The sequence below is a fragment of the Granulibacter bethesdensis genome (genome assembly GCF_001889525.1).
GTDB classification, from domain to species: domain Bacteria; phylum Pseudomonadota; class Alphaproteobacteria; order Acetobacterales; family Acetobacteraceae; genus Granulibacter; species Granulibacter bethesdensis_C.
Genome location: NZ_CP018192.1, coordinates 1,827,779 through 1,850,810 on the forward strand (window position 1 = coordinate 1,827,779; position 23,032 = coordinate 1,850,810).

At 60.2% G+C, this 23,032-nt stretch carries 18 protein-coding genes and 1 CRISPR repeat array; of the genes, 10 read left to right on the forward strand and 8 right to left on the reverse strand.

From position 1 onward, the window contains the following. The first annotated feature begins 36 nt into the window (after positions 1–36). From GbCGDNIH6_RS08185 to ppk2, 6 genes are all read left to right on the forward strand, one after another. On the forward strand, positions 37–2,631 hold the full coding sequence (locus GbCGDNIH6_RS08185; protein WP_072563529.1) for a S8 family serine peptidase: 2,595 nt from the start codon (positions 37–39) through the stop codon (positions 2,629–2,631). A gap of 223 nt (positions 2,632–2,854) precedes the next feature. Beyond that, positions 2,855–3,115: a FeoA family protein gene (locus tag GbCGDNIH6_RS08190; RefSeq protein ID WP_072563530.1), complete on the forward strand. Its 261-nt coding sequence runs from the start codon at positions 2,855–2,857 to the stop codon at positions 3,113–3,115. 71 nt (positions 3,116–3,186) lie between these two features. Further along, positions 3,187–5,034, forward strand: coding sequence for a ferrous iron transport protein B (gene feoB, locus GbCGDNIH6_RS08195; RefSeq protein WP_072563531.1), 1,848 nt, complete (start codon positions 3,187–3,189; stop codon positions 5,032–5,034). A gap of 19 nt (positions 5,035–5,053) precedes the next feature. Further along, positions 5,054–5,284: a DUF6587 family protein gene (locus GbCGDNIH6_RS08200; RefSeq protein ID WP_072563532.1), complete on the forward strand. Its 231-nt coding sequence runs from the start codon at positions 5,054–5,056 to the stop codon at positions 5,282–5,284. A gap of 240 nt (positions 5,285–5,524) precedes the next feature. Then, entirely contained in the window at positions 5,525–6,535 is a 1,011-nt protein-coding gene (locus GbCGDNIH6_RS08205; protein ID WP_072563533.1) for a transporter, read from the forward strand. Between the two features lie 117 nt (positions 6,536–6,652). Next, complete coding sequence (gene ppk2, locus GbCGDNIH6_RS08210) at positions 6,653–7,570, forward strand: polyphosphate kinase 2 (protein WP_072563534.1); 918 nt, start codon at positions 6,653–6,655, stop codon at positions 7,568–7,570. A gap of 45 nt (positions 7,571–7,615) precedes the next feature. Here ppk2 and GbCGDNIH6_RS08215 read toward each other — a convergent pair whose 3' ends face one another. From GbCGDNIH6_RS08215 to GbCGDNIH6_RS08225, 3 genes are all read right to left on the reverse strand, one after another. After that, complete coding sequence (locus GbCGDNIH6_RS08215) at positions 7,616–8,377, reverse strand: sulfite exporter TauE/SafE family protein (RefSeq protein ID WP_072563535.1); 762 nt, start codon at positions 8,375–8,377, stop codon at positions 7,616–7,618. 179 nt (positions 8,378–8,556) lie between these two features. Next, a complete protein-coding gene (locus tag GbCGDNIH6_RS08220; RefSeq protein ID WP_081370049.1) occupies positions 8,557–9,543 on the reverse strand; it encodes a hypothetical protein in 987 nt (328 codons plus the stop codon). 254 nt (positions 9,544–9,797) lie between these two features. Continuing rightward, positions 9,798–10,436, reverse strand: a complete 639-nt coding sequence (locus GbCGDNIH6_RS08225; protein ID WP_081370172.1) for a YceI family protein — start codon at positions 10,434–10,436, stop codon at positions 9,798–9,800. 263 nt (positions 10,437–10,699) lie between these two features. On the opposite strand from GbCGDNIH6_RS08225, the gene galE reads away from it, so the two are divergent. Both galE and GbCGDNIH6_RS08235 read left to right on the forward strand, forming a co-directional pair. After that, positions 10,700–11,725 (forward strand): UDP-glucose 4-epimerase GalE, encoded by a 1,026-nt coding sequence (gene galE, locus GbCGDNIH6_RS08230; RefSeq protein WP_072563536.1) that lies wholly within the window; start codon positions 10,700–10,702, stop codon positions 11,723–11,725. Positions 11,726–11,849: 124 nt separating this feature from the next. Further along, positions 11,850–12,596, forward strand: coding sequence for a VIT1/CCC1 transporter family protein (locus GbCGDNIH6_RS08235; protein WP_072564467.1), 747 nt, complete (start codon positions 11,850–11,852; stop codon positions 12,594–12,596). Here the strand turns inward: GbCGDNIH6_RS08235 and GbCGDNIH6_RS08240 are convergent. The 5 genes from GbCGDNIH6_RS08240 to GbCGDNIH6_RS08260 form a co-directional block, all read right to left on the reverse strand. Beyond that, complete coding sequence (locus GbCGDNIH6_RS08240; RefSeq protein WP_072563537.1) at positions 12,593–14,305, reverse strand: ABC transporter ATP-binding protein; 1,713 nt, start codon at positions 14,303–14,305, stop codon at positions 12,593–12,595. The two genes, GbCGDNIH6_RS08235 and GbCGDNIH6_RS08240, sit on opposite strands and share 4 nt — an antisense overlap. Positions 14,306–14,561: 256 nt before the next feature. Next, positions 14,562–16,236: a CRISPR direct-repeat array (repeat unit 28 nt; unit sequence GGTCTATCTCCGCGTGCGCGGAGGAACC). Positions 16,237–16,764: 528 nt separating this feature from the next. After that, complete coding sequence (locus GbCGDNIH6_RS08245; protein WP_072563538.1) at positions 16,765–18,006, reverse strand: CCA tRNA nucleotidyltransferase; 1,242 nt, start codon at positions 18,004–18,006, stop codon at positions 16,765–16,767. Continuing rightward, positions 18,003–18,659: a CoA pyrophosphatase gene (locus tag GbCGDNIH6_RS08250; RefSeq protein WP_072563539.1), complete on the reverse strand. Its 657-nt coding sequence runs from the start codon at positions 18,657–18,659 to the stop codon at positions 18,003–18,005. Before GbCGDNIH6_RS08250 ends, GbCGDNIH6_RS08245 begins: the two co-directional genes overlap by 4 nt. Before the next feature lie 3 nt (positions 18,660–18,662). Next, on the reverse strand, positions 18,663–19,202 hold the full coding sequence (locus GbCGDNIH6_RS08255) for a DUF1285 domain-containing protein (RefSeq protein ID WP_072564468.1): 540 nt from the start codon (positions 19,200–19,202) through the stop codon (positions 18,663–18,665). Positions 19,203–19,427: 225 nt separating this feature from the next. Then, the gene (locus tag GbCGDNIH6_RS08260; protein WP_072563540.1) at positions 19,428–20,837 is read right to left on the reverse strand and encodes a nucleobase:cation symporter-2 family protein; all 1,410 of its coding nucleotides are present in this window, start codon (positions 20,835–20,837) and stop codon (positions 19,428–19,430) included. 162 nt (positions 20,838–20,999) lie between these two features. Between GbCGDNIH6_RS08260 and GbCGDNIH6_RS08265 the strand changes: the two genes are divergently transcribed. Together GbCGDNIH6_RS08265 and GbCGDNIH6_RS08270 are read left to right on the forward strand one after the other, a co-directional pair. Further along, on the forward strand, positions 21,000–21,914 hold the full coding sequence (locus GbCGDNIH6_RS08265; RefSeq protein WP_072563541.1) for a LysR family transcriptional regulator: 915 nt from the start codon (positions 21,000–21,002) through the stop codon (positions 21,912–21,914). Between the two features lie 98 nt (positions 21,915–22,012). Continuing rightward, on the forward strand, positions 22,013–23,029 hold the full coding sequence (locus tag GbCGDNIH6_RS08270) for an AAA family ATPase (RefSeq protein ID WP_072564469.1): 1,017 nt from the start codon (positions 22,013–22,015) through the stop codon (positions 23,027–23,029). Positions 23,030–23,032 lie beyond the last annotated feature (3 nt).

Sequence of the window (23,032 nt, forward strand, 5' to 3'; positions counted from 1 at the left end):
TATTTCTTACAAAACAATTACCAGTAGGCCATTAGAATGACCTTTAAAAATGATCCGAACGATCCCCTGTTCCAGTATCAGTGGGGCCTTAAAAATACCGGGCAAGCCAATGGAGGCATTGGCGTTGATATCGATGTCGTTCCGATCTGGCCCTACTATACCGGCAAAGGCATCCGTGTCGGCATCATTGACGATGGCGTCCAGCTGGATCATCCAGATCTGAAGGCCAATATTGCTGTTGGCGCCACGTGGGATGCTGCATTGGATTCGCCTGGCGGTGGCCCCGATGAAGCGGCCGAAAAACACGGTACCGCCGTTGCCGGGATCATAGGGGCCATTGCCAATAACGGAATCGGAGGCTCAGGCGTTGCACCAGATGTAACGCTAGGCGTCTACCATGTAGGATTAGGAATACCCCAATCCTACATTCCAGAACCTAATCAGATGCAAACCGCTTTCAAATACGCATTTCAGAACCAAATGGATGTGGTCAACAACAGCTGGGGAAGCGATAAACCTTTCACTTCTGTTACAGTCGGCCTTAATGATCTGGTTCTGCAGGGCCGCAATAAGCTGGGCACGATTTTTGTCAAATCTAACGGCAATGACAGACCATCCGGAAACGATAGCATGCTGGAAGGAACTTCCAGTTCTCAATATGTTATTGCAGTGGGCGCGATTGATAATAATGGTGTTGTATCCCGTTACAGCACACCCGGCGCCAACCTGCTGATCAGCGCACCCGGAGGAAGCAGCACGAACCAATTGCCAACCATTCCTGGCAACGGGAACGTTACAACCGACCGAACCAGTACAGATGGCTACAATACTCACACAGGAACAGCCGGCGATTATACGTATAGTTTCAGTGGCACTTCTGCGGCAGCCCCCTTTGTCTCCGGGGTTGCTGCACTGGTGTTGCAGGCCAATCCAAATCTGAACTATCGAGATGTACAACAGATTCTGGCCAAATCCGCACGCTTAAACGACAGCAGTGCCTACAGATGGTTTTCGACAGGTTCAGCAGACTGGAATGGCGGCGGCAGCATGTTCAACCGGGATTATGGGTTCGGTCTAGTCGACGCGCGTGCCGCTGTGCGCCTCGCTGAAAGCTATCGGGACCGCAGTGTCACCAGCACCGAAGAGATTGAAAGACAAGAATACGATCCCTCCCCAGTCATTACCATTCCAACCAACAGCGATGGAAGCAATCCTGCCACCTTTACGTTCACGATAAACAAGAACATGACGCTTGAGCATGTCAGCTTGAATCTTGATTTGACAGTAGCGAACTCAAGATACTTGAACATTGTCCTGACATCTCCAAGTCATACCAACGTTACGCTGCTTTCAAACACAAAAATCCTTTCGGATGTCGCGTGGCCGAAAAGTGGCTATACCCTCACGACTCCGGCTTTATGGGGAGAGCAGGCTCAAGGCACATGGACCGTCAAGATCTGGGATACCAATCCTGCAGCCACAAGCAGAGAAACCATTGATCTTGCAAGTCTGCTTACCATCGGCTCCGTTCAGACCAACAGGGATTTGGTGTTCACCAATGATTTCGGTACCTTGGCAGCACAGAATACAGCCCGACAGACTATATCAAGCAGCGGGACGGATCAGGTATTCAATGCCTCTCCGGTGAGCGGGGCTGTCGGCTTCAACGCAGCCAATAACACGTTTTCCATCAATGGCACCGCAGGGACTATCAAACAGGGCAGTTCTTTCACGACCGTCTTTTCCGGTGACGGGAATGACACGCTGGTTGGTGGCAGCAGCGCCACGACCTTCAGCCCTGGCTATGGCGATAATACGGTTCTACTCGGCAATGCCAACAACATCGTTAACTCCAGGGGACAAGATACCATTACCGCAACACAGGGTGCGGCAACTGTGCGGGCTTCCGGTAATGCCATGGTGTTCAACAATGCCACCCAGTTGAACTTCGTCAGTTCAGCCGGAGCCAGCACCGTCATCGGTGGCAGCGGAGCCATGAATGTCAATGGCGGAGCCGGCAAGGTCACCGTCTTCGGTGGCACAGGCGCCGATACCATCATCGGCGGCAGTGCCGGGGGTAATCAACTCTCTGCCAATGGCGCGGGCAGCACACTGTTCGCCAACGGGAATGGCAACGTGCTGCTCGGCAGCCAAACGGGTGCCGTGACGCTCGCAACGCAGGGGGCCAATAACACCGTGTTCGGGGGCATTGGCGGCGGCACCATTCTCAGCAATGGCACCAATGATCTGGTGGTGATGGATCAGGGCGCCACCACCCTGTTCGGTGGACAGAATGCCGCCATCTTCACCAACAGCGCCAATGCCAATATCGTCGGCGAGACAGGCTCCTACGCCGTCGGCTTCGGCAGTGGCACCAGCAACGCATGGGCCAGCGCCTCCACCGATCTGTTCCTGTTCGCCAACGGACAGGCCGGAGGAAACGTCACCATCGGCAATTTCCAGAACGGAAAAGACTTTATCCAATTACAGGGATATGGCGATAACGCAGTGCAGACCGTTCTCGCCAGTGCTCAGCAGACTACATCCGGACTATCCCTGACGCTCAGTGATAATACCCATATCACCCTGCTCGGTGTCACCAGCATCAATCAATACAGCTTCATGACCTGAAAACCTTACCCTCGCGGAATAACGAACAGGCGGTGCACCAGCCGGGCACCGCTTTTTTGTCATTAAAAATATATTTTATGCTTTTTCGGCTTTTTGCAGGGAACCCATCCCGGCAGCGCATTGGACATCAGACAAGAATTTAACTAATCCTCATTCTCAACTTCTGCTCTGGTCTGGATCTGGGCGGAAGGATCCCATGGCCATCGTGCCAAGGAGTTGACCCATGCGCCTGACCCAGCTGTCGGTTGCCAGCCACAGTGTCATCGACCATATCGAGCCGCTCGGACCGGATGACGTCATCGCCCGGCGTCTGTGTGAGCTTGGCTTCGTCCCCGGCGAACCTGTGCGGATGATCGCGCATGGCCCTCTGGGTGGCGATCCGGTGGCGGTGGAGATCGGCTTTACCCGCTTCGCCCTGCGTCAGGCCGAGGCTGACCGCGTTATTCTGCGCAGTGATCCCGGCGACCGTCTGGCCGCACAGTAATGATCTCCTCCCACCTTTGCCTTGCTGATGCGTCTGTTATTTCAGTTTCCCGATTGTAACGACTGGACCCGATGTCAACCACCACACACCCGCTGCGCATTGCGCTGGTCGGCAATCCAAACTGTGGCAAGACGGCGCTGTTCAACCGGCTGACCGGCAGCCGCCAGAAAGTCGCCAACTATGCCGGTGTGACCATCGAGCGGAAATCAGGCCGCGTGACCACGCCAAGCGGACGTTCCGTGCAGGTGCTGGATCTGCCCGGCACCTACAGCCTGCATGCTGCCAGTCCCGATGAGGCCGTCACACGCGATGTCTGTCTCGGCCGGTATCGGGGGGAAGATCCGCCCGATCTGCTGCTCTGTGTCATTGCCGCCACCAATCTGCGCCTGCATCTGCGCTTCCTGCTGGAAGTACGGCAACTGGGCCGTCCGATGGTGGCCGTCATCAACATGATGGATGCGGTCGAAAAACAGGGGCTGCATATTGATGTTCCCCAGCTGTCAGAGGCGTTGGGAATCCCGGTCGTCACCGCCATCGGCACACAGCGCAATGGAGCAGACAACCTGCTGCGCCTGCTGGATACGCTGCCTCCCGCTCTGCCGCCACCACCGCTGACCAACGCCAATGCTGATCTGCATGCCGAGGTTCGCGCCATGCTGGATCGCTGTATCACCCGCATCGCGCCGGAACGTCCGACACTGGAGGAAAGGCTGGATCGCTGGGTGCTGCATCCGGTGTGGGGCATGCTGCTGCTGACCCTGCTGATGTTCGCGATGTTTCAGGCCGTGTTTTCCTGGGCCAAGCCGGTCATGGATTTCCTGCAGGATACCATGGACCATCTTGGCGACGTGGCGGGGACTGCCCTGCCGGAAGGCCCGTTGCGCGGCCTGATTTCCGATGGCGTGATCGCCGGAGCCGGCACCGTGATCGTGTTCCTGCCACAGATTCTGGTGCTGTTCCTGTGGATTCTGACGCTGGAGGCATCCGGCTATCTGCCCCGCGCCGCATTCCTGCTTGACCGTTTCATGGCTACGGCCGGGCTGAGCGGCCGTTCCTTCATTCCGCTGCTGTCCAGTTTCGCCTGTGCAGTGCCGGGGATCATGGCAGCCCGCACCATTCAGAACCCGCGGGACCGGATGCTGACCATCCTGATCGCGCCGCTGATGACCTGCTCCGCAAGACTGCCGGTCTACGCCTTGCTGATCGGCGCCTTCATCCCGGCCCATACGATTCTGGGCCTGTTCAATCTGCAGGGACTGGTTCTGTTCGCGCTGTATCTGGCAGGTATCCTCAGCGCTTTGCTGGTCGCCCGCGTGCTGAAACGTGGCACGGTAGAGGAACAACCCCTGTTGCTGGAATTGCCCCCCTATCGTCTGCCCAGCCTGCGTAGTCTGGCCATCGAACTGTGGCAGCGCGCCTATATTTTCCTGCGTCGCGTGGGCACCATCATCGTCTCCGTCAGCATATTGCTATGGGCCTTGTCGAGCTTCCCCTCCCCACCGCCCGGCGCAACCGGCCCGGCAATCAACTACAGCCTCGCCGGGCAGATTGGTCAGGCCATGCTGCTGGTGTTCGAGCCAATCGGATTCACCTGGCAGATCTGCATCGCCCTGATTCCCGGCCTCGCCGCACGGGAAGTAGCGGTCAGTGCGCTCGCCACCGTCTATTCGATTACCGCCGACAAGGATCATGCCGCTGAGAAGCTGATGCCGCTGCTCTCCTCGCAATGGAGCATGGCGACGGCGTTCTCTCTGATGGCATGGTATGTCTATGCGCCGCAGTGTTTTTCTACGCTGGCCGTCATACGACGGGAAACAGGGGGCTGGAAGATGGTCTGGATCAGCGCCGGATATCTGTTCGGACTGGCTTATCTGCTGTCTTTCCTGACATATCGTATAACGCGCCTGTTCACCGGTTGAAGCCAGCCAGGAGGCCACCATGCTCCAGTCCATCATCGCCGGGATCGCCGTCCTGATCTGCGCCTTGTTCTGGATGCAAAAGCTTGCCCCCCGTGCCATGGCCCCGCTCTGGTCGGCTGTATCGGCTCTGCTGCGGCGGATGCAGGTGATGCCTGCGCTGGCCGAGCGTCTTTCTCCCGCCGCCTCACCCTCCTCTAGCGGATGCAAGGGATGCGACGGCTGCGGTGGAAGCAAGGGTGGGTGCCACTGACTGACGAAGGGCAGAAACCTGCCTATCCGGGAAAAGAACCCTTAAAACTGGCCATCCGGCAGAGTATTTGTCGGCTCGGCATGGTCAAAAATCTGTGCCTTGTCTTACACCGGTATTCCATCCCAAAAGCACAGTGCAAACTGTCCTCATGCAAGAGGCAGGCTCGGGATGCCCATTGGGATGCCCATTGGGATGCCCATTGGGATGCCAAGACAAAAACCGCCGATTCAGGACGCCCCTATGGATAAGCCAGCCAGAATGCCGCCCTGTTATGGCCTGCTCGCAGCAAGGGATCTGACGGCGCGCAAGCTGCTCACCGCACCCGAGATCGAGGCCATTTTCTCCACCGGCGTGCCGGAAAAGCCCATCTGGCTGCATCTCGATCTGCTGGATACGCGCGTCACCGAATTCATCCGCGCTTTGCCCGGGCTGCCGGAACAAGCTTGCGCGCTGCTGTGCGATCGCAACGAATCCTCCCATCTCGATACAGAGAATGATGCTATCTGGGGCACAATCCCCGATTTCGCGCATGAAGTCAGTGAAGAACCGGACCCGGCCTATATGGGTGTGCTGCATCTGGTGATGACGCCGACCATGCTGATCACGGCGCGTCGGCATCCGCTGCGGGCACCGTCGGTGATCGGCTATGGTCAGGCATCGCTGGATACCACCGCCGCGCAATGGGATCATCTGATGCGGGCCATCATGGAAGGCATCAGCCGCGCTGCCAAGGTGCTGGCCCTGAAACTGGACAATATGGAGGACAGGCTGCTTCAAGGATATGAGGTCACACGCGACGAGTTGGCCGGGCTGCGCCGCTCCGTGCTGCTGCTGTATCGCCGGGTGGAGCCGACCGTAGAACTGTATGGTGAAATCGCCGAGATCGCCCCTGAATGGATCGGAGAAGCCGGACATGATATGAGCCGCGTCACCTCCCGCCTTGAAAGCCTGAAGCGCAACGTCATGTCGTTGCAGGAACGGGGCCGCATCGCGCAGGATCAGCTTGCCGCCCGCAATGCCGAGGAAACCAATCACAGCCTGATGATCCTGTCCGTGCTGACCGCCATCCTGCTGCCGCCCACGCTGGTGACCGGTATTTTCGGCATGAACACCACGGGTTTGCCTGGAACCTCCGGCCCTGGCGGCACCTATATCGCGTTCATGGCGATCCTCGGCTCCGTCGCGGGAGCCTGTCTGCTGCTCAACAGGCTGGGGCTGCTACGCTTCAGGGCAGAGAAAAAACGACGCTGATCCGACCTCTTCAATCCGGGAGGAGGCAAAACCGTCGCAAATGCTTCACGGGACGAGGCAGACAGATTTTTCTACATCCTGTCTGCATTGCTGCCTAAAGCCCGTGAGGATGCCGCTATGAACGACCCTTCCAGCCCTATCGAAAAATCCTGGCTGGCGCTTGAGCTTGAGGACGATTTCGATGAAGAACTGGAACAGGAAATCGACGACAGTCGCCTTCCTGCCGCCTTGCGCGCATTGCAGAGTCAGCACCGCAAAAGCACCATCGATCGCGGGCTGTATTTCCGCGAACTGCTGCGCCTGCAATCGGAGCTGGTGAAGCTTCAGGATTGGGTGGTCCATAATGGGCTGAAAGTCGTGGTGCTGTTCGAGGGTCGCGACAGTGCCGGCAAGGGCGGCGTCATCAAACGGATTACTCAGCGCATCAACCCGCGTGTGGCGCGTGTTGTGGCGCTCCCCGCCCCCTCTGACCGCGAACGCACGCAATGGTATTTCCAGCGCTACATCGCGCATCTGCCAGCTTCCGGTGAAATCGTGCTGTTCGATCGCAGCTGGTACAATCGCGCCGGCGTGGAGCGCGTGATGGGCTTCGCCAGCGAATCACAGGTGGAGGATTTCTTCCGCGACGTGCCTGAATTCGAGCGTATGCTGGTCCGCTCCGGCATCATTGTGATAAAATACTGGTTCTCGATCACCGATCAGGAACAGCAGCTGCGCTTTATGATGCGTATTCATGATCCCCTGAAGCAGTGGAAACTGTCCCCGATGGATCTGCAATCCCGCGTGCGTTGGGAGCAATATACCAAGGCGAAGGAAGAGATGTTCGAACGTACGAACATCCCCGAAGCCCCCTGGTATATCGTCGAGGGCAACGACAAGAAGCGGGCGCGGCTGAACTGTATCGCGCACCTTCTGTCCATGATACCCTATGGCGATGTGCCACATGAACCAGTGGCATTGCCGGAAAGGGTATTCGACCCGCATTATGAACGCCGTACCTTGCCGACAGAACTTTACGTGCCGGAAAACTATTGATCAAAGCATGCATTTTTCCCGGTCTCATGGCCGGGAAGCCTATCCCTATCCATAGGCTCTGAGGAAGCTGCCGACTATCGAGACCAGCATCAGCGTCATGAAAACGGTCCGCAACAAACGAGCGCTTTTGTGGATCACCACATTGCCACCGATCTGTGCTCCCAGAAAAGAACCTGCCCCCATGATCAGGGCGCGCCGGTAATCAACCCCGCTGCTGCTGATCAAAATCGACAACGCCGCAATGTTGCCTGCCATGTTCAGAGGATTTGCGTACATTGTGGCCGCATTGATGCGCAGTTGATAGGTCCGGCTGAGGGCCACGGTCCAGATCGATCCAGTGCCGGGGCCGAAAAAACCGTTATAGAACCCGATGGCAACCCCCAGAGGTTGCAATTTGCATGGATGAGGCGGCAATCGGGACTCTCCCGTTACATCCTTGCGATCAGATGACAACACGTAATATAGAAATACACCGAATAACATCCACGGCACCAAACGCTTCAGAAAAACCTCTGAAACAATTTGCAGCAACATGGCTCCGGCCAGCGCTCCCACCACCGTGCAGAGCAAACCACGCCGGAGAGGGGAAAAATCCATTCCTCCCTGACGCCAGAATTTCAGTGTGGCAGAAAGCTGTCCCAACACAGATTGCAGCTTGTTGGTGCCGAAGACGGCCACCGTCCCCATACCCGTCAGGCCGAGTGCCGGAACGCAGATCAATCCTCCACCCCCTGCCACCGTATCGACCACTCCGGCGCAAAAAGCCGCCGCAAACAGAAACACATCCAGCGCCCAGGAAAGGTGCATTTTATTTTTACAGGCCTTCAAAGCAGCAGGGTCGGAGAACGGGCTTTATCTGCCGCTATCGTGCCATACGCACAATATTTTTATAAAACGATTGGTACCTTCTGTTTGATGAAACAAAAAAACGGCGCGGGATTTATTCCCGCGCCGCCTTCCGTGAACCCGGATAAATCAGACAGTGATCAGTCGCGACGCACCGCGTGGTTATGATGGATCACGGCTTCCGCCTCAGGTGCACCAGCACCGCCACCGAACCAGGCTGCAACCGCCCCCAGAAGGAGACCAATGACACCGAAGATTGCACCACGAGCTGCAGCTTTGCGAGTCGCTTCTGCCGCCGCGATGGCTTGCTGCTTCGCCTCATCGATTGTCTTCTGATACTGCTGCTCCAGCGCATCCAGACGGGTCTTGGCTTCATCAGGGCTGATATTGGCCGCTTTGGCCACACCATTGACGGCCTGTTCACGGGCGCGATCAGCTTCCTGCTGGTTCCCGTTCAGCTTTGCCTTCACGTAGGCAACGGCGGCATTCTGCACCGTCTGCGCGTCGGACGGATTGACCAGGCTGCGCACCTGGGCTTCCAGACTGTTATAGGCCTGCTTTGCATCATCAGGATTGCGCGCTGCCGCCGTTCCGGCCGCATTGCCCATCCCGCCTACCATCGAACCGATCCCGCTGGCAGTACCACCAATCGCATGACCCACGCCGCTACCCACCGTGCTGATCGCACCACCGACCATGCCGCCAACCGCGGTTGTCAGGATGTAAAACAGGACGAAAGTCGTAGCCGCCCATGAGACCAGGCCATGCCACCGCGCAGTATTCAGCTTTGCAGTGCCGGATAAACGACCCGCCACATGGCCACCGAAAAAGGCGGCAATAATGCCCGAGAGGGTCCACCAGCCCGCCGCCGCCATGGACAGCGTATCGGCATCCGGATTACCGGAGCTGTTGGCAGCATCAACGGAACTCAGCCCGATACCGATCCCGAGCAGATTCAACAGGGCCTGCACCACCAGAGCGAGAACAACGCCTGCCAGCACAGCGCCCCAGGAAATCCGGTTGGACAGCCGAATACGACGCTCATCCAGCGCCAGATACTCATCTTGGCTGCTCCAACCCGTGTCACCATAAGGGCCGGGCGGCACCGGATGTGTTGTATGTGACATGCGTATTCCTCGATTATGTTGTCTTGCGGATAGTTGCCGTTCGGACCGGGCGGCGATGTTCCCGCATCGCGCCTCAGGACGGCAATCCTTCACTCAAGACGTTACCAGGGCGAGAAAGTTGCGATAGCAGCCTGTATAACTATGTTCACAACCATGTGATGCAGCAAAAAAAAGCCTTGCAGTGAGGGAACCGCAAGGCTTTTTCAAAATACATGTCTTAAAGGATCGTGTTTAAGCGCTTTCAACCAAGGTTATTATTCCTTCAACTCGAAAGCTCCGGCAATCCTCAGCTTCACCTCATCACCCACGACCGGCAGATACTTGGTGATGCCAAATTCACCACGATGGAGTTCTGTATAAGCTTCAAACCCGACCGTCTGTTTTTTATCCATCGGGTTGATGCCTGTGCCAACCAGCCGAACCCGTAGCACGACATGTTTCGTAACCCCGTGCAGCGTCAGATTGCCGGGCACCACCGCATGATCCTTGCCGGCAAGCGTCACCTTGGTCGCAACGAACGTTGCTTCCGGAAATTTTGCGCTGTCCAGCCAGTCGGCAGATTTCAATTCTTCAGTGAGTTTCTGACTGGTTGTCACCACCGATGCGATCGGAATACTGATACGGAGCATCGTCTTTTCCGGAGCGGCGGGATCGATGGTCAACTCCCCCTGTGCATCGGAAAACAGACCATTGTAATTCGTAAATCCGAAATGCGAGACCGAGAATGCGACCTGTGAATGCGCCGGATCAGCCACATATGTGCCGGCCTTGATTGATGCCGGATCAGTGGATGCGATCTTCTGCGACGCTGCTTCAGCATGCGCTGCGCCACTCTCAAAACGCAGCGTACCGACACCCACGAGAAAGGCCCCCGCGAGAAAAGCAGCGCTCATTGCCCCCGATTTCCACGTTCCAATCATCCGCATTATTTTTTATCCTTTTCCCAGATAAACCGTTTTTTCGAGCCCTGTCCTTCAACAGTGTTGCAAGATCACGCTGCATCGGAAACCACCTGAATCGAAATCCTGCATCGCCATTATTTGACTGGTCTCAGCGAGCCGAGTGCCAGAGGGGTTGCATCACTCTCGCAGACACCGCATGAGAAACAGGGTGTGCAACTTATTTTTTACCAGCATGAACGGACCTTGTTTCCGTGATGAATGAAACAGTTTCCGGTGTCTCCCCTCATCGTCCCCTGCGGCTGCTGGTCACAGGCGGGGCGGGCTATGTCGGCAGCCATACGGTCTGGGCACTGCATGACCGGGGCGACGAAGTCACCGTCTATGATTCCCTGTTTCAGGGACACCGTCAGGCTCTGCCACCCGGCGTGCGGCTCGTGGTCGCCGATCTGTCTGACGAGACCATGCTTCATACCATCCTTGCCGATGGACAATGGGATGGCGTGCTGCATTTCGCCGCGCGTTCTCTGGTGGGGGAGAGCATGGTCGATCCGATGCTCTACATGAACCAGAATGCGGCACTGGGCTTTAAACTGATCGAGGCCTGCGTGCAGCATAAAGTGCCGCGCTTCCTCCTGTCCTCCACCGCCGCATTGTTCGGCCATCACGACGACACGCCGATCGACGAGAACGCCGCCATTCAGCCCGGCTCTCCCTATGGCGAGAGCAAGTTGATGATCGAGCGGGCTCTGTCATGGGCGGACCGGATTCACGGGCTGCGCTATGCCTGCCTGCGCTATTTCAACGCTGCGGGAGCCGATCCCCAGGGACGCAGCGGTGAAGATCATGATCCGGAGACCCATCTGATCCCGCTGGTGATCGACGCGGCGCTGGGGTTACGGCCAGAGATAAGGGTGTTCGGCCATGATTACCCGACACGGGACGGCACCTGCATCCGCGACTACATCCATGTCAGCGATCTGGCGCAAGCGCATCTGGCGGCTCTGACGCGGATCGATCAGGGGAGCACAGTGTATAATCTCGGTAATGGCGCAGGCTATTCCGTGATGGAAGTCATCCGCAGTGTCGAGCGTGTCAGCGGCCTGACCGTACCGATGCGCATCGAGGCCAGACGGCCTGGCGATCCCGCTATTCTGGTTGCCAGTGCAGAAAAAATCCGCAGCGAAACCGGCTGGATACCCCGTTTCCCTGAGCTGGATGACATTGTTGCCACCGCCCTTGCATGGCGGCGCGCACATCCGCAGGGCTTCGAAGCCGCTTGAGCCTGTTACGGATCATCAAACGATCATCTATTCGGCCGTTCTTCCGGATGGGCAGCTCCTTGGCGGACGGCTACGGTCCGGCGACTTCCTGCCGTTTGCATCCTCCCGAATGATGGAAATCCCCATGCGCAGCCGCATCAGACATCGTGAAACCCATGCCACGGAACGGCTCGGATGGCTTCGTGCCGCCGTGTTGGGGGCAAATGACGGTATTCTGTCCACCGCCAGCCTGATGGTCGGCGTGGCCAGCGCAACCAGCCCGGGCAGCGGGCGTGGCGCCATTCTGCTGGCCGGGTTGTCGGCTCTGATCGCGGGGGCCATGTCGATGGCGGCCGGTGAATACGTTTCCGTCAGCTCCCAATCCGATTCAGAGCGCGCCGATCTGGCGCGGGAGAAAAAGGAACTGGATGCCGACTGGCACGGAGAGCTGGAGGAGTTGACCGAGATCTATCGCATCCGCGGTCTGGATGCTCCCCTCGCACGACAGGTTGCAGAGCAATTGATGCGCCGCGATCCTCTCTCAGCCCATGCCAGGGACGAGCTGGGCATGAGCGAGGACGGAGCGGCCCGTCCAGTGCAGGCGGCTTTGGCCTCGGCGGCCTCTTTCGCCTGTGGTGCGGCCCTGCCATGGCTGGCAGCGACACTGGCCCCTGATCCCTACAATGCGGCAGGGCAGAGCACAGGACAGACAAGCGTGATCTGGACCGTTTCGGCCGTGTCCCTGCTGGCGCTGCTGCTGCTGGGTCTGGCGGGAGCATGGGCCGGAAATGCGCCGAAGCTGCGGGCGGCGATGCGAGTATTGCTATGGGGTGTGCTCGCCATGGCTGCCACCGCGATCACCGGCCATCTGTTCGGTGGTGTGGTGGGTTAAAGCTCCAGCGTCTGGCTACGCACCAGCCGGGCATACAGCCCGTCCTGCTCCATCAGGGCTGTATGGGTGCCCTGCTCCGCCACCCGGCCATCGGCCATGGCCACCACCAGATCGGCATCACGCACGGTGGACAGACGGTGCGCGATCACCAGCGTGGTACGCCCCTGACGCAATCTGGTCAGAGCCTGCTGTATAGCGGCCTCGCTTTCCGCATCCAGCGCGCTGGTCGCTTCATCCAGCAGCAGAATGCGCGGATTGCGCAGCAGCGCCCGCGCCAGCACCACACGTTGCCTCTGCCCACCGGACAGGCGCTGGCCGCCGGGGCCGACTATCGTCTCGAACCCCTCCGGCAGATCGCGGATGAAGCCTCCGGCAGCGGCCTCGGCAGCCTGCTCGATCTCCGCCCGCTCCGCGCCCTCACGGCCGATGCCGATATTGGCGGCGATGGTGTCGTCGAACAGCAGTGCATCCTGCCCCACATAGGCAATGGCATCCCGCAGGGAGGCAAGCGTGACCTCCCTGACATCCGCGCCATCAACCAGCACGCGGCCGGACGTCGCATCCCGCAAGCGCGGCAACAGGGCCAGCGCGGTGGATTTTCCGGCTCCCGAAGGCCCGACCAGAGCCACCGTCATGCCCGGCTGAGCAACGAAGCTCAGCCCGTCCAGCCCGGTACGGCCATCGGCATAGACGAATCCCACATTCTCGAACGCCACATGCCCTTGCCCTTGCGGCAATGTCACCGCACCGGGCGCGTCCCTGATGGCGGCAGGCTCGTCGATAACGGCAAACACCCGGACCAGCCCGGCCACCCCCTCCTGCACCGCCGCGTTCAGCGAGCCGAGCGCACGCAGCGGGCGGGAGGCAATCAGCAGCGCGGCAATGAAACCGGCAAAATCGCCCAGACTGCTCTGTCCGTTCGCGGCGCGCCAGCCGGTGAAGCCGATCACCACCGCTACCGCACTGCCGCCCAGCACCTCCAGCACCGGATCGACCCGCGCGCGGGACCGCGTCATGCGCAACAACGCGCTGTAGAGATGCTGAAAAGCCTCTCCGGCGCGCCTGATCTCGAAACCCTCCAGCCGGTAGGCGCGGATGGTGCGGGCCTGCGCGAAACTCTCGTTCAGCAGAGCGGCGGTTTCCCCCATTCGCTCCTGCATACCGCCGGAGGCACGTCGGATGCGCTTGCCGATTTTCTGGATCGGCAGCGCCGCCAGCGGATACATCGCCGCCGCGATCAGGCTCAGCACCCAGTCCAGATACACCATGGAGGAGACCAGCCCCACCACCGTCACCACATCGCCCACCCCGTTGACGGCACGGACCAGCGCCTCCCGGATGGTGGCGGCATCGGTCGTAAAACGCGCGGCAAGCTGCGCCGGAGCCTCCCGCTCCACCCGATCCAGATCGGCATGGGCGAGGTGGCTGAACATGCGCTCCTGCAACTCCCTGATGACGATCAGCACCAGTTGCTGCATGGAGACAGTCTGCCCATACATCGCCGCGCCCTTGAGGGCGGTGACGATCAGCACCAGTACCGGAATCTGATACAGAATGCGCCGGTCACGGGCGTTGAACAGGTCGATTGCATGCTGGATCACTACTGGATACAGCGCCGTGCTGCCCGCCATCAGTGCCGTCAGCAGGATCACCACCAGCATGCGAACACGGTGATGCGCGATATGCTCCCGCCACAGCCGCCCCATCATAGCGAGGGCAGTCGGCTCCAACTCCACGTTGATCTTCCGCGCGCCTTTACCTCTCCGCTTTAGTGGAGAGTGTGGGGGTGGCGACTGATCCGTTACCTGATCGAGCGGGCGTGCATCCATGCACCCGGGTGTATCAGGCCGGGGGGCTGTTTGCACAGCCCCGGAAGGGGAGTAGCGATCGATACGATGCGGAAGATCTATTCTCCGCCCGCGCGGAGGAACCAAGCGGCGGTCCTTGGTGTTTTTCTGTGGGTAGGGTCTATCTCCGCGTACGCGGAGGAACCCTTAGAATTCCGCGAGTGCTTGTCTGCAATACAGGTCTATCTCCGCGTGCGCGGAGGAACCTACGGTAGCGCTGATTTCCCGCGGCCTTTGTGGGGTCTATCTCCGCGTGCGCGGAGGAACCCCGGCGATTCCATCACCTGGCTGGCCTCGGCGGGGTCTATCTCCGCGTGCGCGGAGGAACCGCAGGGATGAAAGCTCGTGACAGTGCTGCCTAGGGTCTATCTCCGCGTGCGCGGAGGAACCATGATGGACAACGCCAATGCCGCACAGGGCGGCGGTCTATCTCCGCGTGCGCGGAGGAACCGGCGTGGGGAGCAAAGACGGAATATACGCGCCGGGTCTATCTCCGCGTGCGCGGAGGAACCTTGCTCTGGTCGCAAACAGCAATGAACACAAAAGGTCTATCTCCGCGTGCGCGGAGGAACCGCGATTGCTGTTCCTTGGCGATTTCCGCAGGACGGTCTATCTCCGCGTGCGCGGAGGAACCGCCCAATGGGTGATCCCCTCTTCAGCCCCTGCGGGTCTATCTCCGCGTGCGCGGAGGAACCGGGAGACCCTCGGCCTCTAGGATGCTGGCCGCGGGTCTATCTCCGCGTGCGCGGAGGAACCTGCGAGTTCCGGCGGCCACAAAGGGCCGCTGGGGGTCTATCTCCGCGTGCGCGGAGGAACCATACTGAACTGAGACTCCGAACCGCGACCAACGGGTCTATCTCCGCGTGCGCGGAGGAACCTTCACCGCGGGCACATGGATCGGCTGGCCAATAGGTCTATCTCCGCGTGCGCGGAGGAACCGCCACGGCACAGAGCGGCGCGAGGCGGATATCGGGTCTATCTCCGCGTGCGCGGAGGAACCCGCACCAGCGGGACACGGGACAGGCCCGGGCGTGGTCTATCTCCGCGTGCGCGGAGGAACCCAATCAGAGGCTTTTCGCTTGTCCCGACTGTGCGGTCTATCTCCGCGTGCGCGGAGGAACCATGGCGGTGATTTTCTATCCGTTATTTCTGACAGGTCTATCTCCGCGTGCGCGGAGGAACCGAGATGTTAAAAAACGCCAGTTAAATCAATAAGGGTCTATCTCCGCGTGCGCGGAGGAACCACAGCCGTATCGCCTTGGGATCAGCCAGATGGCGGTCTATCTCCGCGTGCGCGGAGGAACCCAGCCTGTTGAACCACAGCTTGTTGAAACGCCGGGTCTATCTCCGCGTGCGCGGAGGAACCGTTATCAAAGTCGGCTGGCAAGACAATCCGTGGGGTCTATCTCCGCGTGCGCGGAGGAACCATGACCGTCGCTCCGCCCGCCGCAGTGAAGCCAGGTCTATCTCCGCGTGCGCGGAGGAACCCCGGAGTCCAGTCAATGGGCCGTCCTGTCAACGGGTCTATCTCCGCGTGCGCGGAGGAACCAACCGGATCAAGGCGGGACCTAAAAGTGCCAAGGGTCTATCTCCGCGTGCGCGGAGGAACCACGCATAAATCTGATTGGTCTACACAATCTGAGGGTCTATCTCCGCGTGCGCGGAGGAACCTCGCTGAGCGAGACCGGTGTTCCGTCACGGTGAGGTCTATCTCCGCGTGCGCGGAGGAACCGCCGAGCAAGCCGCGTTGATCCGCGCAGGGCGGGGTCTATCTCCGCGTGCGCGGAGGAACCTCTTGCCTACAACACATTGATACTTATTAACAATCTCAAAGAACGTTATGTTTCAGAAATTAATTTCTCTGAACCAGTGCTCCACCGGCACCAATGATTTCCTTCGGAGCATCACAATCGGAACAGAACCAGGCCAGGAGATATACCAACCCTGCCTCTCTCACACTTCTTCATGCAGAATTAAAGACGCGTATGATCGTCTTGTGCAACAGGTGCAGGATTTAAAAGGGGCATGAGAAGACTGGGCTCTCCATATGCTACAGCCCTCAGCGAAACATCCAGAACATGCTTGGCAATCATTGATGGAGCAACGCCCGGACGAACTGCATGAAGCGCAGGCTGTGCAAGGATATATTAAATAATCCGTTCTATTATCCTGACATCACAATCGATTTTGTGCAGAAAGACCTTTCCCTCTCATTGCCGACAACAGCCTGATATCTTGAAAGCCAGACCGAAAAGGGATTTCTCTTCAAACATCAGGCCGGACGCAGCAGTTCTTATGTCGTGTCAGACGAAGAGTAGAATTTAAATCTCTCCCGCCTTCAGGCCACCCTCCACCCAAGCCAGCAACGCCGCCTTTTCCTCATCCCCCTGCCGGCAACCACGGCGGCGCCATTCCGTGCGGATGGTGCCGAGCAAATGGCCGAGCGCCGGGCCGGGCACGGCAAGACCGGCCGCCACCAGATCGCGGCCCGCCAATGGGAAGTTTGGGCGACTCAAAGGCGTCAGAAGGCGTGTCAGATGCGCCGCCCGCCCATCGCGCAACATGACCCAGGCGCGATCGATCAGAGTCTGCGCCGGATCATCAGCCAGCAGCCGGCGGAGGCTCACCGTATCCTCGGCTCCATTCCACACCGGCACAGAACCATCCAGGCAGGCGGTCAACCGGCCTGCCTCCTGACCGGACAGGCGCAGGCGCTCGGCCAATGCGCGGGGAGCTTCCTTCTCCACCACCAGCAAAGCGAGGCGCGGGATTGCTTCCTCCGCCAGACCTTCACCGGGCATGCCGTTTGCAACAGCCTCGACCAACGGTGCGGGATCGTATCCGTCTGGAAACAACGCCGGCAACACACCGGTCCGCTCCATCGCCGCCAGTGTTGCTGCCAGATGCGGGCCGGTGAGGATACGGCGCAACTCACTCCACACACGCTCCGCCGAGAGCTGTGTCAGCTCGCCGGCCATGGCGGCAATGGCCTGCATCGCCGCCGGATCCGGCTCCGCCCCCTGTTCCCACCGGCCATAGCGGGCCTGAAAGCGGAAAAAACGCAGCGCCCGCAGCCGGTCCTCTGCCACCCGCCGCGCCGCCTGCCCTACGAAACGGACCCGGCCAGCACGCAGATCGTCCAGACCGCCGAAATAATCATGCAGCTTGCCATCCGGCGACAGGGACATCGCGTTGATAGTAAAGTCCCGCCGCGCCGCATCCTCCTGCCAGTCATCGGTGAAAGACACCTCGGCATGACGGCCATCCGTCGCCAGATCCCGGCGCAGGCTGGTGATCTCGAAATGCTGGCCCCTGCTCACCGCTGTCACCGTACCATGGGAAAGCCCGGTGGGAATACCGTGCAGGCCAGCCTGTTCCAGACGCTGAAGCGTCTGCTCCGGCGGCATCGGTACGGCAAGGTCGATATCCGCCACCGCCCGCCCTGCCAGCGCATCCCGCACACACCCCCCCACCGGACGCGCCTGCGGCAGAACCGCCAGCACATCATGCAGGGCCGGATCATCCAGCCATGACGGATGCAGAAACGGTTTTTCCTCCGTCAAAAGCCGGGCTCCGACGCCAGATGAACCTCCGCCTGCCGCAACCGCAAGGATAACTCCATCAGGATCATGGCAGTCGCCCCCCAGATCACATGTTGCTCATGCGGCCAGACCCAGCTTTGATGACGCATGCCTCTTACCTCCAGCCAATCCTGCCGAGGCGCATCGGGATCCAGCAGCACACGCAATTTCAGTTCGAACACCGCCGCCACTTCCGCGGGCGCAATGGTCACCACCCAGTCCGGCCGCACCAGTCCCACCACCGGCGTCACCACAAAGCCGGTTCCGGTCAGGATCGGATCAAGTCGCCCGAGAATGTGGACATCCTCCGCCAGCAGGCCAACTTCCTCCCGCGCCTCCCGCAAGGCAGCATGCTCCGGGGAGGCATCGCCGGGATCAATCCGGCCGCCCGGAAAGGAAACCTGACCGGCATGATGGCTCAACCCCGCCGCACGCAGCGTCAGGATGATACCCGGCTCCTCGGCCTCTGTGATTCCCACCAGCACCGCGGCAGCCCGCATCATCGAGACGGTATCCGCCAGCATCTCCGGGCGACGCAGCAGAGCGCGATCAGGCCCCGGCAGGGCCAGAGCCGTGCGGAGATATCTGCCGACAGAGGCTATACCGCATGGCGGGACAGTCTCTTCCACCTCCATGCCTCATCCCTGTTCCGCATGGGACGGCATTTCGCCGAGCGCAAAAAACGTGCCGCAGCTCCAGACACCCAGCATCCGACGGCAACAGACATCATGCGGTTCCGCCAGCGCGACCAGCTCGTAATACACCGCCCGGCTGATCCGCGCCTCGACCGGAGGAGCGCCGTCTTCTCCATCCCTGACATGCAGATAAGGAGTTGGCTCGCAGGTCAGGATGTCATGCGCCACGCGGATCGGGTGGTCCTTTCCGGCAGTGATGAGCTGATCGACATTGGTGCGGAAAGTCAGCGTCTGATGGCGGCCACAGCCGGTCCAGTCCAGCTCCACCGCGACAAAGGGCGCATCCTCGACCTCGATCCGGCCTTCCTCGACCGGGGTGCGCAGCTTGTACCCATCCCGATCCCGTCGCAGCACAGACGCAAACAGGCAGACCAGCTCCTTACGGGCGATGGGGCTGCCACGATACAGCCATGTGCCATCACGCCGGATCAGAAACGGCAGCACACCGCAACATGCGCTGCCAGCCTGCGCCGCCTCGCCCATGACGGCATCAGGGGAAAAACCCTGCTTCTCATGGCAGGAAAGGCTGTTCAATGTGCTGTTATCGACCACGTTCCATCCCAGGTTTGATCCGATGACGCCGGAAAGACCGCCTGAAAGGCATCGCGCGGAGGAAAGCCCCCCACAGCAATATCGCCTTGAGAGCGATATAGGAAGTCTCTCTCTGCTGATCAAACGGCACGATCGCAGATTAGCCTTGGCTCTGCATCAGAGCCTGACAGGCTCGGAGGGATGCTCTGGCGCGGCAAAGGGGACCGCCATGAGGCGTTGCTCCGTTTTTGTCTGCCGCAGCCTTGTGGCACGGCTGAAAAATGCGTTCAGCAGCACGGCGGAGACAGCCGTCAGTACGATCGGATCAGCCACGACCGGCCTCCATGCAGCAGGCAGCATCCGGAAAAAATCCGGCGCTACCAGCGGAATGACGCCCAGCCCGACCGACAGCGCCACCACCAGCACGGCATTATGCTCCGTCCTGTAATCGACGGTGGCAAGGATCTTGATGCCGGTGGCCGCCACCATACCGAACATGATGAAAGCCGCCCCGCCCAGCACGCTGTAGGGAATGGTGGCGACGATAAAGGCCAGTTTCGGCACCAGACCCAGCGCCAGCATGATGACCCCGCTGGCAACGCAGACATACCGGCTGAACACCCCCGTAATCCCGACCATGCCGACATTCTGGGAGTAGGAAACATAGGGAAAGGTGTTGAACACCGCGCCGATCACGGTCCCCAGACCATCGGCCCGCAGCCCGCGTCTGATATCCTCCTCCGAGACGGGCTTCCCCACCACGCTGCCCAGCGCCATGAACATGCCCGTCGCCTCGATAAAGGTAATAGTGACCAGCAGGCACATGGTCAGGCAGGGGATCAGGTGAAAGCTGGGCATGCCGAATTGCAGGGGCGTAACCACCCTCATCCACGGCTCCGCGGCAAGACCCGAGAAATCGACATCCCCCCGCAGGATGGTCAGCATATATCCCGTCAGCAGCCCGGCCATAACCGCGACATGGGACAGAAACCCGCGCGCGAAACGCACCAGCAGCAGGATGGTCAGGAGTACCACGACCGCCGCCGAGATATGGTGGAAGGAACCGTAATCAGCTGCTCCAATCCCGCCGGCAGCCCAGTTGATGCCAATCCGCATCAACGAAATACCGATCATCATGATGATGGAGCCAGTCACGAGAGCAGGGAAAAAGCGCAGCATCCGCCCGATCAGCGGCACGATGGCCAGACCGAACAGCCCCCCGACCAGAGCAGCCCCGTAAATACCCTGTAAGCCTACTCCCGGCGTCGCGGCCATGGTCAGCATGGGAGGGATGCACAGACCGGTGACTCCCATGATGATGGGCAGGCGAATGCCGAACGAACCGAAGCCGATGGTCTGGATCAGTGTGGCAATGCCGCAGGCAAACAGATCGGCATTGATCAGCATGGCGATATGGGCCTGATCCAGATGCATCGCCGCACCGAGAATCAGCGGTGCCGCCACCGCATTGGCATACATGACCAGAACATGCTGCACCCCGAGGGTCAGCAATCTGGGCCATGGCAGCATCTGATCCACAGGATGTCGTTTTTTGACAGCACTCCCGGATACGGAACCCGTCATCATTCATTCCTTCTCCGCCCGAACATGCGCAGGTTCACAAGCCCTGCCGCAGAAGGCTACGAATCATACCCGTTGCCTGCCAGTGCCCTTTTCTTGACAAGGTGTTGTGAAAATCTGAACACCTTCTTCTGATGGCATGGTGCCAACATAAGTGATCAACAGCCTATGCGACATCTGCGGATTCTGACTCATATCGTCGATGTGGCCCGCAGCGGCTCCATCCGTCGCTCGGCCGAGCGTCTGCACATCACCGCCTCCGCCCTCACCCGCCAGATTCAGGATTTCGAGGAGGAGCTGGGCACACCGGTTTTCGAGCGCACCGCACAGGGCATGCGTCTGAATGCCGCCGGGGAGCTGATCGTGCAGCATGCGCTGACCAGGGCGGCCGATCTGGATCAGATACGCTCCCGCATCGCCGATCTTCAGGGGGTGCGGCGCGGGCATGTGACGGTGGTGTGCAGTCAGGCTTTTGCCCGGCTCGACCTGCCGCGAGAAATCGAGGCATGCCGCAGGCTGCATCCGCTGGTTTCCTTCAGCATAAGGGTGCTGGATCACAGCCGCGCGCTGGAAGCGCTGCGCCGTTATGAGGCCGATCTGGCGCTGGTTCTGCAGCCCCTGCCGGACAGCGAGATTCAACCCCTGCTGCACTACGCCTTGCCGCTTTGCGCTGTGATGGCGTGGGATCATCCGCTGGCCAGGCGGGATGGCGCGCCGGTGCGGCTGCGGGCCTGTCTGGCGCATCGTCTGGCGCTGCCGGAACGTGGCATGGCCACCCGTCAGGCTCTGGATGAGGCGCTGTTACGGCTGGGGCAGACAGACCCCCAGGATATCGCCGTGGACTCTGATTCGATGGAGCTGCTGACCGAATATGTGCGCCGCGCCGGAGCCGTGACCTTTCAGGCCGCCAGCCCGTTGCAGGAGGAGGAAGCCGGTGATCTGTGCCTCCGTCCGCTCGACCCGCGTGATGCGGAGCCGGTTTCCTGCGTGCTGGGCCATCTGCGGGGCCGGGTGCTGTCTGTCGCGGCGGCCAAATTCGCCGATCAGCTCGCCCGAAGCCTGCATGCACGCTACGGGCACTGATCTCCCGCTTTGCGATCGTGCGACAACATGTCACCATTTGCGTTGATCCTGTGACACGCGGCCAATTTCCACCATCGCCAGAGGATATGTGCATCATTATGCCGGTCAGCATGTTTCAAAACGCCGACACTCACTCACTTGAAACCAGTCTCGCGGCGCTGGAAGCCACCGGCGCGAAAATAGCGGCGGTGCGCACCGAAATCGGCAAGGCGATTTTCGGGCAGCGCGCGGTGATCGAACAGACTCTGGTGACGCTGCTCAGCGGCGGCCATCTGCTGCTGGTCGGGGTGCCGGGGCTGGGTAAAAGCCGTCTGGTGGAAACGCTCGGCACGGTGCTGGGCCTGCATGCCGGGCGGGTGCAGTTCACGCCCGATCTGATGCCCGCCGATATTCTCGGCAGCGAAGTGCTGGAGGAAACGGAGCTTGGCCGCCGCGCTTTCCGCTTTATCCCCGGCCCGATTTTCTGCCAGCTTCTGATGGCCGACGAGATCAACCGTGCCAGCCCGCGCACACAATCCGCGCTGCTTCAGGCGATGCAGGAGGGGAAGGTAGCGGTCGGTGGCGTGGAGCATGCCCTGCCGCGCCCGTTCCATGTGCTGGCGACACAGAACCCCGTGGAGCAGGAAGGCACCTATCCACTGCCGGAAGCACAGCTGGACCGGTTTCTGCTTCAGGTCACCCTGACCTACCCGGAGGCGGCCGATGAGCGCGCCATGTTGCTGGCCACCACCGGCGTGGAGGAAGACCGTCCGCAACAGGCCCTGACCGCCGAGGATCTGCTTCAGGCGCAGCGTCTGGTGCGGCAGATGCCGGTTGGTGACAGCGTGGTGGATGCGATTCTGGCGCTGGTGCGTGGCGCCCGCCCGGAAACCACGGAGGATACGGCATTGCGCCGTCATCTGGCCTGGGGGCCGGGGCCTCGTGCGGCGCAGGCCCTGATGCTGGCGACCCGCGCCCGTGCCCTGCTGGACGGGCGGCTGGCCCCAAGCCTCGATGACGTGGCAGCGCTGGCTCCGCCGGTGCTGCGGCATCGCATGGCGCTGGGTTTTGCCGCCCGCGCCGAGGGCATTCAGCTCGATCAATTGATCGAGCGCCTGATCGAGCGGATCGGGTGAGTC